At 67.6% G+C, this 13,762-nt stretch carries 10 protein-coding genes; 7 read left to right on the top strand and 3 right to left on the bottom strand.

Features of this window, described 5'->3' with window-relative positions:
- The 4 genes from AC1DSO_RS22815 to AC1DSO_RS22800 form a co-directional block, all read left to right on the top strand.
- Positions 1-1,302: glycosyl hydrolase family 95 catalytic domain-containing protein (locus AC1DSO_RS22815; RefSeq protein ID WP_477070993.1), on the top strand; the 1,302-nt coding region annotated here is incomplete at its 5' end.
- Complete coding sequence (locus AC1DSO_RS22810; protein WP_477070992.1) at positions 1,299-2,258, top strand: pectinesterase family protein; 960 nt, start codon at positions 1,299-1,301, stop codon at positions 2,256-2,258. The genes AC1DSO_RS22815 and AC1DSO_RS22810, both read left to right, overlap by 4 nt.
- Positions 2,259-2,271: 13 nt before the next feature.
- Positions 2,272-5,391, top strand: a complete 3,120-nt coding sequence (locus AC1DSO_RS22805; RefSeq protein ID WP_477070991.1) for a glycoside hydrolase family 2 TIM barrel-domain containing protein — start codon at positions 2,272-2,274, stop codon at positions 5,389-5,391.
- Positions 5,392-5,402: 11 nt separating this feature from the next.
- Positions 5,403-6,632: a pectate lyase family protein gene (locus AC1DSO_RS22800; protein ID WP_477070990.1), complete on the top strand. Its 1,230-nt coding sequence runs from the start codon at positions 5,403-5,405 to the stop codon at positions 6,630-6,632.
- Here the strand turns inward: AC1DSO_RS22800 and AC1DSO_RS22795 are convergent.
- Together AC1DSO_RS22795 and AC1DSO_RS22790 are read right to left on the bottom strand one after the other, a co-directional pair.
- The gene (locus AC1DSO_RS22795; protein WP_477070989.1) at positions 6,629-6,988 is read right to left on the bottom strand and encodes a nuclear transport factor 2 family protein; all 360 of its coding nucleotides are present in this window, start codon (positions 6,986-6,988) and stop codon (positions 6,629-6,631) included. The genes AC1DSO_RS22800 and AC1DSO_RS22795 overlap by 4 nt on opposite strands.
- Before the next feature lie 97 nt (positions 6,989-7,085).
- Complete coding sequence (locus tag AC1DSO_RS22790) at positions 7,086-7,550, bottom strand: hypothetical protein (RefSeq protein WP_477070988.1); 465 nt, start codon at positions 7,548-7,550, stop codon at positions 7,086-7,088.
- 110 nt (positions 7,551-7,660) lie between these two features.
- Here AC1DSO_RS22790 and AC1DSO_RS22785 point away from each other — a divergent pair, with 110 nt between their 5' ends.
- Positions 7,661-9,304, top strand: coding sequence for an NAD(P)/FAD-dependent oxidoreductase (locus AC1DSO_RS22785; RefSeq protein ID WP_477070987.1), 1,644 nt, complete (start codon positions 7,661-7,663; stop codon positions 9,302-9,304).
- A gap of 22 nt (positions 9,305-9,326) precedes the next feature.
- Here AC1DSO_RS22785 and AC1DSO_RS22780 read toward each other — a convergent pair whose 3' ends face one another.
- Positions 9,327-10,400 carry an alkene reductase gene (locus AC1DSO_RS22780; RefSeq protein ID WP_477070986.1) on the bottom strand — a complete coding sequence of 358 codons (1,074 nt, stop codon included), beginning with the start codon at positions 10,398-10,400 and terminating at the stop codon, positions 9,327-9,329.
- Positions 10,401-10,933: 533 nt separating this feature from the next.
- On the opposite strand from AC1DSO_RS22780, the gene AC1DSO_RS22775 reads away from it, so the two are divergent.
- Together AC1DSO_RS22775 and AC1DSO_RS22770 are read left to right on the top strand one after the other, a co-directional pair.
- Positions 10,934-12,322, top strand: a complete 1,389-nt coding sequence (locus AC1DSO_RS22775; protein ID WP_477070985.1) for an alginate export family protein — start codon at positions 10,934-10,936, stop codon at positions 12,320-12,322.
- 12 nt (positions 12,323-12,334) lie between these two features.
- Positions 12,335-13,627, top strand: coding sequence for a CmpA/NrtA family ABC transporter substrate-binding protein (locus AC1DSO_RS22770; RefSeq protein WP_477070984.1), 1,293 nt, complete (start codon positions 12,335-12,337; stop codon positions 13,625-13,627).
- Positions 13,628-13,762 lie beyond the last annotated feature (135 nt).

Raw genomic sequence — 13,762 nt, 5'->3', positions numbered from 1 at the left:
TTCCAGTACGGCCGCTACCTGCTGATCGCCTGCTCGCGCCCGGGCAGCCAGCCGGCCAACCTGCAAGGCATCTGGAACGACAAGACCTCGGCGCCGTGGGGCGGCAAGTACACGATCAACATCAACACCGAGATGAACTACTGGCCGGCCGAGCCGACCAACCTGCCCGAACTGGTCGAGCCGCTGATCGCGCTGGTCCAGGACATCGCCCGAACCGGCGAGCGGACGGCCAAGGTCATGTACGGCGCGCGTGGCTGGGTCACCCACCACAACACCGACCTGTGGCGGGCCACCGCGCCGATCGACGGCGCCAAGTACGGCGTCTGGCCGACCGGTGGGGCCTGGCTCTGCAAGCACGTGTTCGACCACTACGACTACAATCGCGACCCGGCTTATCTGGCCCGYGTCTATCCGCTGATGAAGGGCTCAGCCCGGTTCTTCCTCGACACCCTGGTGGTCGATCCGAAGTTCGGCGTGCTGGTCACCAACCCTTCGCTCTCGCCCGAGAACAACCACAGCCAAGGGACGTCGCTGGCCGCCGGCCCGACCATGGACCAGGCGATCGTCCGCGACCTGTTCGACAACTGCCTGAAGGCCGAGGCGATCCTCGGCGCCGACAAGGCCTTCGTCGCCGAGCTGAAGGCGGCTCGCGACAAGCTGGCGCCCTACAGGATCGGCAAGGACGGCCAACTTCAGGAATGGCAGGAGGACTGGGACGCGACGGCCGAAGACCTCCATCACCGGCACGTCTCGCATCTCTACGGCCTCTTCCCGTCGGACCAGATCGAAGTCGACACCACGCCGAAGCTGGCGGCGGCGGCCAAGACCTCGCTGCTGACGCGCGGCGACCTCGCTACCGGCTGGGCCATCGCCTGGCGCCTGAACCTGTGGGCGCGGCTGGGCGACGGCGATCACGCCCATGATGTGCTGAAGCTGCTGCTGGGTCCCGAGCGGACCTATCCGAACATGTTCGACGCCCATCCGCCGTTCCAGATCGACGGCAATTTCGGCGGGACTTCGGGCATGACGGAGATGGTCCTGCAGAGCCGCAATGAGCGCATCTACCTGCTGCCGGCCCTGCCGTCGGCTTGGCCGACGGGCCAGATGACGGGGCTGCGGGCTCGGGGCGCGGTCGGCGTCGACGTCCGCTGGGCGGGCGGCAAGCTGACCGAGGCGGTGCTGACCGCCAAGCTCGACGGCCGCCACACCGTGGTTCTCGCGGGATCGACGCTGGAGGTCGAGATGAAGAAGGGCCAGAGCGTCCGCCTCGCCGCGCCCGGCGGTGTTCTGGCGCGCGCATGATCGGCAAGCGCGCCTTCCTTGCCTTACTGTTGGCGACGGCCCTGACCGACGTCGCCGCGGCCGCGACCCTGAAGGTCGGCCCGAAGGCGTCTTACAAGACGCTGACGGCGGCGGTCGATGCGCTGCCGGCCGAGGGCGGGACGATCGAGCTACAACCTGGCGAGTACCGGGAAAAGGTCACGATCGCCAAGCCGAACGTCCGCCTGGTCGGCAAGGGTGCGCGCGCTCAGGACGTGGTCATCGTCTGGAGCGACGGCGCGGTCACGGCGGGCGGGACCTTCAAGTCGTTCACGATGAACGTCTCGGGCGACGGCTTCCGGGCCAAGAACCTGACGATACAGAACGACTATCACCTGAAGGACCCGCGCCCGTCCCAGGCCGTGGCTCTGGCCATCACCGCCGACCGCGCCATGTTGGAGAAGGTGCGGCTGCTAGGCGCCCAGGACACGCTGTACGCCGCCAGCAAGAAGACCAAGCCCAGCCGGCAGTACTTCAAGGACTGCTATGTCGAGGGCCACGTCGATTTCATTTTCGGCGACGCCAAGGCCTTCTTCGACCGTTGCCAGATCCACGGCATCGCCCATGAGAGCGTCATGTTCACGGCCCAGAGCAAGGTCCGGCCCGACCAGGACAGCGCCTATGTCTTCGACCGTTGCCTGATCACCGCCGACCCGGACGCCAAGGGGATCTTCTTCGGCCGAGCGTGGCGGCCCTATGCGACGGTGATCTTCATGCGCTCGCGCATCGAAGCGGCGCTGGATCCAGCTGGCTGGCGCGAATGGACGCCGGGCAAGACCGACACCCTGTCAACCGCCACCTTCGCCGAATACGCCTCGACCGGTCCAGGCGCGAGCCCGACGACCCGCGAGCCGCGCACCAAGCAACTGACCGCCGAGCAGGCCAAGGTCTGGGATCGGCGAACCTTCCTGGCCGGCGCCGACGGCTGGAAACCCTAGAGACAGAGTACCGATGCGTATCGACCGCCGCAGCTTCCTGACCACCAGCCTCGGCGTCGCCGCCGCCACAGGGCTGACGCCGACCGTCAGTGTCGCGGCCGAGTCGTCGCTGGCCATTCCCGACGACGGTTGGCGACTGTGGATCGACCAGGGCGCGGCCTGGAAGGACGACGTCATCCACCTGCCGGGCGCGTTCGAGCTGGCCAAGCTGCCGGTCAATCCGCCGACCGGCGGCTGGGGCGCGCTGGCGTCGGGCGAGGCGATCACCGTCAAGCTGCCGACCACGGTCGAGGAGCATTTCTGGGGCCAGTTCGGCACGCGACCCTATGGTCCCGACGAGTATCGTTACGCCGAGGATGACGACGTGCCGCGCTATGGCGCCTACAAGGGCGTGTCGTGGTGGACCAGGACTATCGACATCCCGGCCTCGGCCAAGGGGCGGCGGGTGCTGCTGAACATCCGCGGCGCGCGGCTGCGGGCCGAGGTGTTCCTGAACGAACAGTTGGTCGGCTATTCGATCATGTCCGAGCTGCCGATTAGCTGCGACCTGACCGAGGCCATGCGCCCCGGCGGGGCCAACCGCCTGGCGATCCGCATCACCAATCCTGGCGGCCGCTTCGACTGGCGCGACTCCACTACCATGATGTGGGGCAAGCTGAAGCTGTTCGCCTCGCACGGCTTCGGCGGCCTGGATCGCGGCCTGACCCTCAGCGTCCATCCCCGCGAGGCGCGCATCGACGACGCCTGGGTGCTGAACACGCCCGAACCGCGCAAGGTCACGGGCTACATGGACGTGGTGTTCGACAAGCCAGCGCCGAAGTCAGGCCTCGACAAGCTGAAGGGCAAGGCCGCCGTCGAACTCGTCGATGACACTGGCGCGCCCGTCGCCGCCATCACCGCGATCGAGGCCGTCGAAGCGGTCGACGACCATCGCCTGCGAGTCCGTTTCGGCGTCTCCGCGCCGACGGCCAAGCTTTGGGATCTCGACACGCCCGTCCTGCACCGCCTGCGTTTCAGCTGGACCGAAACCAAAAAGGCGGTCGATACGCGCGAGGTCCGCTTCGGCTTCCGCTGGTTTGGGGTCGAGGGTGTCGGAACCGACGCCCTGCTGCGGCTGAACGGCCATCGCACACGGCTCTATTCGGCGATCTCGTGGGGCTATTGGGGCTTCAACGGCCTATGGCCGACGCCGGAGCTGGCCAAACGGGAAGTGACCTCCGCCCACGCGCTCGGCCTCAACACGCTGCATTTCCATCGCAATGTCGGCAAGCCCGAGGTCTTCGACGCCATGGACGAGATGGGCCTGTTGCGGGTCATGGAGCCCGGCGGCGGTCGCCACGCCATCGGTCGCGACCTCAAGCCCGGCGAGAGCCTGTCGGCCGCCGACACGTTCAGTCGCGACTTCATGCTCGAGAAGTGCAAGGCCATGGTCCGCGCGTTCCGCTCGCGGCCGTCGCTGGTCCAGTACACCCTACAGAATGAGATCGGCGCGAACCTGGCCAATCCCGACGTTCAGATCGTGCTGAAGGCCATGCACGACCTGGATCCCAGCCGAGCGATCGTGCTGAACGACGGCTTCGTCAAGCGCGGCGCGGCTCAGGCGATGTACCTGCCGTACAACGATCACTACTACCGCTCGGACGTCGAGGAATGGGGCGGCTGGTGGGTCGAGCACCAGGGCGCCAGCGACCAGTGGTACGACAAGTTCTACAGGTCCAAGGACGACTACATCCACCAGCAGAAGGGCAAGCCGTTCATCGTCGAGTTCGGCGAGATGCAGGGCTGCGCCACGGCCGACAATCACGAAGCCATGGTCGTCGAGATCCTGGCCAAGGGCGCCAAGAGCTACGACCTGCAGGACCACAAGGACATCGTCGCGGCGACCAACAGCTACATCGAACGTTGGGGCTTCAAGCGGGCCTTCCCGACCAGCGAGGCGCTGTTCCTGTCGGTGGGCCGCAAGGTCTACGAGTCCTGGCGCAACTATCTGGAGAACATCCGCCTGGGCGAAACGGTGGACATCGCCTGCGTCTCCGGGTGGGAAAGCACCTCGATCGAGAACCACTCCGGCGTCGTCGACAACCTGCGCGGCTTCAAGGCCGATCCGGCGCTGATGAGCCAGGCTTTGCGGCCGGTTATGGCCATCGCCAAGCCCCGGGCCCTGGCCTATGCGGTCGACGACACGGCTGAGTTGGACATTTGGTTCTTCAACGACACGGGCAAGGCGGTCACGGGCGACGTGGTGCTGAGTCTGGTCGGTCCCCTCGGTGACGTTGCGGTCCTGGGTCACTGGCCAGTTCCGACGCAGTCGCCCGACCAGTTCAGCTATCTGGTCGCCGAGAGCGTCCGCACGCCCGCCCTTACCCGTGAGGGACTGAACAGGATCCGCATCACCCTTGGCGACGTGGTCTCCGATCGCGAGATCTGGGTGACCGCCGCAGCGCCCAAGCCGGCCAAGCCGATCCGTCTCGGCGTCTCCGGCATCGCCAGGAGCCTGCGCGAGCAATTGACGGCCGTGTCGGGCGCGGTGATTGAGGACTTCAAGCCGGGCGTCCGCTACGCCGGCATCGTCGCCTCGGGCCTGAAGACCGACGAGATCGTCCGTCGTCAGGTCGGCGAACAGACGGGCCTCGAGGCCCAGCCCAAGAAGGGCGAGAAGCCGGTCGTCATTCTCGGCGAATTGCCGCCGGAAGTCCTGGCGGCTGTTAAGGCCGGGACGCCGCTACTCGCCATGGTCCAAGAGGATGGCCTGGCCGACGGCGTCGCCAAGCAGCTCTCCGCCCTTGGCCTCTTCGACTATGCCGGCCAGGTTGGCGGCCTGCGGGCGCCGTGGATGGGCAATTGGAACTATGTCCGCGCCCACGCCACCTTCGCCGGCCTGCCGGCCGACATGGCGATGAGCGTATTGCACCAGGTCGAGGGCCAGCCCTCGAACGGCTTGGTCATCGACGGACAGGATGTCGAGGTCGTCGCCGCCTACAGCCGCGACCACGATCGCAAGAACGGCGCGGCCAGCTTCATCGCCCACCAGGACAAGGCGCGTGTTCTCGTCCACCGTCTGCCGGACATGGCCAAGCCGCTGCAGCAGCGCTGGCTGRCCAACGCCGTCGCCTGGCTGGCGACCAGCGCTTGAGGAGGAATTCGATGCTCACCCGACGCGACACTTTCCTGGCCGCCGCTCTCGTGGCGACGCCGGGCCTCGTCCAGGCCGCGCCACGCAAGCCGGTGTTCGAGCGTTTGGGCTGGGCTGCCAAGACGCCCGGCGGCGGCCGCGGCAAGGTCATTCGCGTAAAGACCTTGGCTGRCGGCGGTCCGGGCTCTCTGCGCGAGGCCGTCGCAGCCAAGGGGCCGCGCACCATCGTCTTCGACGTTGGCGGCGTAATCGATCTGGCGCGCCACAGCATCAAGGTCGTCGAGCCGTTCCTGACCATCGCCGGCGAGACCGCGCCGTCGCCCGGGATCACGCTGATCAAGGGCAGCCTGGCCATCGAGAGTCATGACGTCATCGTTCGCCATATCCGGGTCCGGGCCGGCCGCGATGGCGAGCCCTCGCGCAGCGGTTGGGAAGTCGACGGCATCACCTGCTGGAAGGCCCACGACGTCATCGTCGACCACTGCTCGACCAGCTGGGCCACCGACGAGAACCTGTCGGCCTCGGGGCCGCGCTTCGACGGCGGCGAAGACCAGGCCAAGTGGCGCGACGGGACCTCGCACCGGATCACCTTCAGCAACAACATCGTCGCCGAGGGTCTGTCGAACGCGAGCCACGTGAAGGGCGAGCACTCCAAGGGCAGTCTGATCCACGACAACGCCTATGAGGTGCTGATCGTCGGCAACCTCTATGCCCACAACCGCGAGCGCAATCAGCTGTTCAAGGGCGGGGCGGAGGCGGTGAGCGTCAACAACCTGATCTACGATCCGGGCACGCGTTGCATGCACTACGCTCTAAACGCCTCGGAGTGGGTGGGCCACGCCTGGCGCAAGGGTCAGCTGGYGATCGCGGGCAATGTCGTGAGGGGCGGGGCCTCGACGCGACCCGACCTGCCGTTCCTGATCGTCGAGGGTCAGGGGGATCTGGACCTCTACGCCTTCGACAACCCGGCCCACTACGCCGACGGGAGCGAGATGCCGCCGGTGCGGATCCTCAACACCGATCCATTCCCCAAGATCACCCACCTGGCCAAGCCGCCGTTCTGGCCGGAGGGGCTGAAGCTGAAGCCCTCCAGCCAGGTCGAGGCGCATGTCCTGGCCCATGCCGGCGCGCGGCCCTGGGACCGCGATGCCGTCGATCGCCGGATCGTCCGCGAGGTGAAGGCCGGGACGGGCCGGGTGATCGACGACGAGCAGGAGGTCGGTGGCTATCCGAAGGTCTAGGCGGGAACCTTGTCCAGGAAACCGGTCACCGCGCGCAGGCGGCCGTTCTCGACCACCCCGAAATCCGTGCCTTCGACCAGGCCTTCGCCGCCGGCCGGGCCCAGGGTCCAGGAAAAGCGGACATGGTCGCCGTAGCCGTCCGGTTTGCCCGACAGGGCGAAGCGGAAACCGGGAAATTGCTGGTGGACGCCGGCGATCAGGGCGTCGATCTGCCCGCGGCCTTCGCCGGCCATCATCGGGTCGACATAGCGGGCGTCCTCGGTCCACAGGGCGGTCAGCAGATCGGCGCGGCGGGTGGCGTCGGCCTCGTTCCAGCTGTCGATATAGCGTTGGGCGATCTGGGTGGCGTCGGTCATGACGGGTCTCCAAGGAAGGCGCCTGGCGTCTCCAGGCCCGTCCTTGATGCCCCGGCCCATGAGGCGGCGCGATTACGCGACAGGTAATGTTCGCGCATTAGGCCTTTCGGCAGGTAAGCCGGTCACCGACCACCATCGGCGCGCCGTTTCGCGAAATCCGCCATTCGACGATCATTGTGGTCGGATCCTGGCGGATGAAGGCGAAGGCCTCTTCCGGCTCGGCTGCGTCGCGCAGGCGGGTCCACACCCACTGGTCGCCGGTCCAACCTTCCGAGCGATACCAGCGCATCGCGCCGCTCGAGGCGATGCCGGCGCGATAGGTCTTGCCGTCGGGCGCTTGGGCCCAGGTCTCGGTGGCGGCGTAGCGACCGGGCGCCCGGTCCAGATGGTCCTTCACCAGGGCGCCGCCGCGCGGATCGATGCGGAAGACGATGTCCGAGGCGAGGGGGCGGTTCGAGGGTAGGAAGACCCCTTCGCAGCTCCAGGCGCCTTCGAAATAGGTCCATGGCGACGGCGACGGATCCGCCAGCAGAGCCGCCGAGGCGAGGAAGAGAGCAAGCATGAACACACCGAACGCGGTTACGTGGAAAGCTTAACTGGTGACGCGCGCCGCGATCGCAACTCCGGCGTCGTGAGATGGCGCGGCGGCCAGCTTCCGGCTAAGACGCGAGCATGCTGCGTATTTCGGAATTGAAGCTGCCGCTCGGCCATCCGCCGGAGGCCATGGCGCCGGCCATTGTCGAGCGCCTCGGGATCACCGCCGAGGATCTGCTGACCCATCAGGTCGCTCGCCGCGCCCACGACGCGCGCCGCAAGGCCGCGATCCTGATGGTTTATTCGGTCGATGTGACCTTGCGCGACGAGGCGGAGGTTCTGGCGCGCTTCGCTGGCGACCACCACGTGCGCCCGACACCGGACACGGAATACCGCTTCGTTACCCGAGCGCCGGAAGGCTATGCGGGGCCGCGCCCGGTCGTGGTTGGCGCGGGCCCTTGCGGCCTGTTCGCCGGCCTGATCTTGGCCCAGATGGGCTTGAAGCCGATCATCCTGGATCGCGGCAAGGTCGTGCGGGAGCGGACCAAGGATACCTGGGGCCTGTGGCGACGCAGCGAGCTGAACCCGGAGTCCAACGTCCAGTTCGGCGAAGGCGGGGCGGGGACCTTTTCGGACGGCAAGCTCTACAGCCAGATCAAGGACCCCCGCCATCTGGGCCGCAAGGTGCTGACCGAGTTCGTCAAGGCCGGCGCGCCCGAGGAGATCCTGACCGAGGCCCACCCGCACATCGGCACCTTCCGCCTGGTGACGATGGTCGAGAGCATGCGCGAGACCATCGAGGGCTTGGGCGGCGAATACCGCTGGCAGCATCGCGTCGACGAGATCGACGTCGAGACGGCGGCGGACGGTGCGCGCAAGGTGCGAGGGCTGAAGCTGTCGACCGGGGACTATCTGGAGGCCGAGCACGTGGTGCTGGCCGTCGGCCACAGCGCCCGTGACACCTTCCAGATGCTCTATGACCAGGGCGTCCACATCGAAGCCAAGCCGTTCTCGATCGGGGTTCGGATCGAGCACCCGCAGTCATGGATGGACAAGGCCCGCTTCGGGACCTGCGCTGGTCACCCGGACCTGGGCGCGGCTGACTACAGCCTGGCGCATCACTGCAAAAACGGCCGCWCGGTCTACAGCTTCTGCATGTGCCCGGGCGGTACGGTGGTGGCGGCGACGTCGGAGCCCGGCCGCGTCGTCACCAACGGCATGAGCCAATATTCGCGCAACGAGCGGAACGCCAATTCGGGCTTCGTGGTCGGCATCGATCCCGAGCGCGACTATCCCGGCCACCCACTGGCGGGCGTCGAGTTCCAGCGCAAGTGGGAGAGCCTGGCCTATGTGGCGGGCGGCTCCAGCTACCAGGCTCCGGGCCAGAAGGTCGGCGACTTCATGGCTGGCCGCCCCTCGACCGAGCTGGGGGAGGTGGTTCCCTCCTACAAGCCGGGCGTGACGCTGACGGACCTGTCGGCCTGCCTGCCGGCCTTCGCGGTCGAGGCCATGCGCGAGGCGCTGCCGGTGTTCGGTCGCCAGATCGCCGGCTATGACCACCCGGACGTGGTGTTGACCGGCGTCGAGACCCGGACCTCCTCGCCGGTGCGGATCACCCGCGGCAAGGACCTCCAGAGCCTCAATACCGCAGGCCTCTTTCCGGCCGGAGAGGGCGCGGGCTATGCCGGCGGCATTCTCTCCGCCGCCGTCGACGGCATCAAGGTCGCCGAGGCGGTGGCACAGGTCTATGTGGCCGAGGGGCTGATCCCCGCGACGGCTTGACGGCCGCCGCAGGGCGAGCGGTCTATTCGGCCGGTTCGGGAACCCGGGCCAGGGTCGGGTAGTCGGTGTAGCCCTTGCCGTCGCCGCCGTAGAAGGTGGTCGGGTCAGGCGCGTTCAGCGTCGCCCCCGTCTTCAGGCGCTCCACCAGGTCGGGGTTGGCGATAAAGGCCCTGCCGAACGCGACCGCGTCCGCCTTGCCCGCCGCGATCGCGGCGTTGGCGCTATCCAGGTCGAATTTCTCGTTGGCGATATAGACCCCGCCGAATGCCGCCTTCAGCGCCGGGCCCAGGCTGTCGGCAGCCTCGTGCTCGCGAGCTGAGACGAAGCTGATCTTCCGCTCGCCCAGGGCCTTGGCGACATAGCCGAACGTGGCCGGCAGGTTGCTGTCGCCCATCGAGTGACCATCGGCGCGCGGCGCCAGGTGGACGCCGACGCGATCGGCGCCCCAGACCGAGATGGCCGCGTCGGTCGCTTCCAGCAGCAGGCGGGCGCGGTTCTCGATCGGGCCGCCGTACTGGTCGGTCCGCTGATTGGAGCCGTCCTGCAGGAATTGGTCGAGCAGATAGCCGTTGGCGCCATGCAGCTGCACGCCGTCGAAGCCGGCGGCCTGAGCGTTCTCGGCGCCCTGGCGGAAAGCTTCGACCACGCCGGCGACTTCCTCGGTCGAGAGGGCGCGGGGCGTGGGGTAGGGGCGCTCGGGGCGCAGCAGGCTGACATGTCCCTTGGCGGCGATGGCGCTGGGGCCGACCGGGGCCTCGCCGTTCAGGTGCGACGGGTCGGAGATGCGGCCGACGTGCCAGATCTGCATGAAGATGCGGCCGCCCTTGTCGTGCACGGCTCGGGTGATCTGTTTCCAACCTTCCGTCTGTTCCTGGGACCAGACGCCGGGCACGCCGGGATAGCCGACGCCTTGCGGGCTAACGGGCACGCCCTCGGTGATCAACAGGCCCGCCGAGGAGCGCTGAGCGTAGTACTCGGCCATCAGGCCATTCGGAATCTGGGTTGGACCGGCGCGCAGCCGGGTCAGCGGCGCCATGACGACGCGGTTGGGCAGGTTGAGATCGCCGATGCGCAGCGGGTCGAACAGGGTGGACATGCGAGACTATCCTCAGGGGCGCCGACCCTCCGTCGGCGTCTGTGAAGCTATCTGGGTAGTGAGTTTTCTATCGCAACCGCAACAGGCTCTGATTTCGTCTGCAAGCGGGCGGTCAAAATCTGAAAGGCGCGGAGAAGCGAGTCGATCTCAAGGCGCGACGACGAGCGCCGTTTTGGGCAACCAAGACGGGATTGGGCGCACGCGGGGCGTCAGCGAGCCAGGAAACCGCGCCGGGTTCGGATGGTCGAAACGCGGAATTTGCGTGCAGAGCGCTGCTTTGGCCTGCTTTGCTGCTGTGCAAAATGACGTCGTTTGTGCGTTGCGGCGGCCGCGAACGCGGTTTTGCGATTGCCGGTTCGCCCCCTCGGCCGCCTCCTGATCTCGACACGGGGGACAACGACGTTCCCCGTTGGCTCGTAAGGGCCGCCGGCGGCGCCGTAGCCGTTTGGCAAGCTTGGACAACGACGTCCGGAGAGACCACTGCGCGTGGTCTCGCCGGGCGTTTTTTTGTTTTGGCCTTAGGGGATGAAGGCATGAAATCCGTACGATTTATGCTGCGCTGCGGTGCGGCACTGAGCGCGCTTGCTTGGAGCATGGCCACCTTGGCGCAAGCCGCGCCGGATCCGGCGCCGAAGCCGGCTGAAGAAGCGGCCGCCGAGCCGGCCGCCGAGGTCGCGCCTGAGCCGCCGCCGCCGGCAGCACCGCCGCCGACGATTAGCGACCAGATCGGGGCGGGCAAGCTGATCCTGGAGGTCCGGGCGCGCTACGAGAACGTCGACCAGACCCGCACGGCCACCCTTCGCGACGAGGCCGACGCCTTTACCGTCCGCACGCGCTTCGGCTGGGAAACCGCCGAGTTTAAGGGCGTCAAGGGGCTGATCGAGTTCGAGGACGTCCGCCAGCTCGGTTCCGAGCACTACGCCGTCAACGTGCCGGGCGTGGCGACCGCGCCGCTGAACGGCGCCGACAAGGCCCGCTATCCGATCGTCAACGATCCGGACGTCACAGAGCTGAATCGCGCCCAGCTGACCTGGACGCCCAGCGCCGCTCTGCAGGTCACGGCCGGCCGCCAGCGCATCCTGCTGGACGACCAGCGCTTCGTCGGCAATGTCGGCTGGCGCCAGGACGAGCAGACATTCGACGCCATCCGCACCGACGTGGCTCTCGGCCGCTTCAAGGCGACCTACGCCTATGTCACCCACATCAACCGCATCCTGGGCGAGCTGCGCGATTGGGACTCTGACAGCCATCTCTTCAACGCCACCTGGTCGCCGGCCGAGGCGCTGCGCCTGCAGGGCTTCGTCTACGCCCTCGACTTCGGCAACTCGGCGGCCAACTCGTCGATCACCAAGGGCGTCAAGGCTTCGGGCAAGACCTGGCTGGGCCTCTATCAGCTGGCCTACAACGCCACCTACGCCAAGCAGTCGGACTACCGCCACAACACGCCGAACTTCGATCTCGACTACTACGGCGCCGACCTGGCCGGGACCTTCGACATCTACACGGTCAAGGTGTCTTACGAGTCCCTGGAGGGCGACGGGACGCGCGGCTTCACCACGCCGCTGGCCACGGTCCACGCCTTCAACGGCTGGGCGGACGCCTTCGCCTCGCCGGGCGGCAACAAGAGCTTCGTCGACGGCCTCGAGGACCTGAACCTCAGCCTGAACGTCAAGCCGCGCTTCCGCCGCACCTACTTCTTCAACAGCGACATCGTGGTCCGCTACCACGACTTCGACGACCAGCGGACCGGCGCCGACCTCGGCCACGAGTGGGACCTCCAGTTCACCGCCGCGATCACCACCAAGCTCTCGATCCAGCTGAAGTACGCCGACTTCCAGCGCGTCACGACCGTGCCCGTCGGCACGGCGACGCCGCCGGCCGCGCGGACCAAGACCTGGTTCACCCTCGAATACAAGTTCTAGCCGACAGGACGCATGACCATGAGCAAGACCGACATGACCAAGTCCGGCCTGACGCGCCGTCACGCCTTGATCGGCGCCGCCGCCACCGTCGCCGCCGTCAAGGCCGCGTTCCCGGCCGGGGCTCACGCCGCCGGCGCCGGCCCGGAGGTCGCCAAGGCCCGCCTGGGCTTCATCGCCCTGACCGATTCCGCGCCGGTGATCATCGCCAAGGAGCGGGGCCTGTTCGCCAAATACGGCCTGCCCGATCTGGAGGTCGTCAAGCAGGCCTCGTGGGCCGCCACCCGGGACAACCTGGTGCTGGGCTCGGAGCGCGGCGGCATCGACGGCGCACACATCCTGTCGCCCATGCCCTATCTGATGAGCACCGGGGCGATCACCGGCGGCGCGCCGACGCCGATGTACATTCTGGCTCGCCTCAATACGAACGGGCAGGGCATTTCGGTCGGCAACGACCTGAAGGCCGTGAAGGTCGGGCTGAACAGCGCCGGCGCCAAGGCCAAGTTCATGCAGATGAAGACGGCTGGCAATATCGCCAAGGTGGCCATGACCTTCCGGGGCGGCACCCACGACCTGTGGGTGCGCTACTGGCTGGCGGCGGGCGGCATCAATCCCGAGACCGACATCGCCACCATCGTCATCCCGCCGCCGCAGATGGTGGCCAACATGAAGGCCGGCACCCAGGACGCCTTCTGCGTGGGTGAGCCGTGGAACGGCCAGCTGGTCAACCAGCGCGTCGGCTACACCGCCTGCTTGACTTCGGAACTGTGGATGAACCACCCGGAAAAGGCGCTGGGCATGCGCGCCGCCTGGGTCGACAAGTACCCGCGCGCCGCCCAGGCGATCACCGCCGCCGTCCAGGAAGCGGCGATGTGGTGCGACAAGGCCAGCAACCTGCCGGCCATGTGCTCGATCGTCTCGGGCCGTCAGTACGTCAACGTGCCGATGGGCGACATCCTGCCCCGCCTGCAGGGTACGGTGGACTACGGCGACGGCCGCACGCTGAAGAACTCGCCGCACCGGATGAAGTTCTGGGCCGACAACGCCAGCTTCCCCTTCAAGTCGCATGACCTGTGGTTCCTGACCGAGGACATCCGCTGGGGCGTGCTGCCGCAGAAGACCAACACCCAGGCCCTGGTCAACAAGGTCAACCGCTCGGACATCTGGCGCGCCGCGGCCAAGACCATCGGCCAGAGCGGTCCGGCCGGCGACAGCCGCGGCGTCGAGCGCTTCTTCGACGGCAAGGTGTTCGACCCGGCCAATCCGGGCGCCTACCTGGCCAGCCAGCCGATCAAGAAGCTGGTCTAGGGAGGACGCGGCGATGACCTTTCCCAAGCCCACCTTCTCGCCGGCCGAACCGGTCGCGGCCCAGTCGGTAGCGACAGGCGTGACCGTCGCGCCGCCGCCGGCCGGGGAAACCCGCACCTCGGGCCTGGCCGAGGT

The organism is Caulobacter sp. P4_E5 (assembly GCF_056401555.1).
This window is presented reverse-complemented; position numbering and strand designations above follow the sequence as displayed.

What these genes read in the sequence shown, in the direction of transcription:
- AC1DSO_RS22810 (WP_477070992.1), top strand. Translation starts at nt 1,299, where the DNA reads ATGATCGGCAAGCGCGCCTTCCTTGCCTTACTGTTGGCGACGGCCCTG.
- AC1DSO_RS22795 (WP_477070989.1), bottom strand. Translation starts at nt 6,988, where the DNA reads ATGACCGACGCCACCCAGATCGCCCAACGCTATATCGACAGCTGGAAC.
- AC1DSO_RS22790 (WP_477070988.1), bottom strand. Translation starts at nt 7,550, where the DNA reads ATGCTTGCTCTCTTCCTCGCCTCGGCGGCTCTGCTGGCGGATCCGTCG.
- AC1DSO_RS22780 (WP_477070986.1), bottom strand. Translation starts at nt 10,400, where the DNA reads ATGTCCACCCTGTTCGACCCGCTGCGCATCGGCGATCTCAACCTGCCC.
- AC1DSO_RS22775 (WP_477070985.1), top strand. Translation starts at nt 10,934, where the DNA reads ATGAAATCCGTACGATTTATGCTGCGCTGCGGTGCGGCACTGAGCGCG.
- AC1DSO_RS22770 (WP_477070984.1), top strand. Translation starts at nt 12,335, where the DNA reads ATGACCATGAGCAAGACCGACATGACCAAGTCCGGCCTGACGCGCCGT.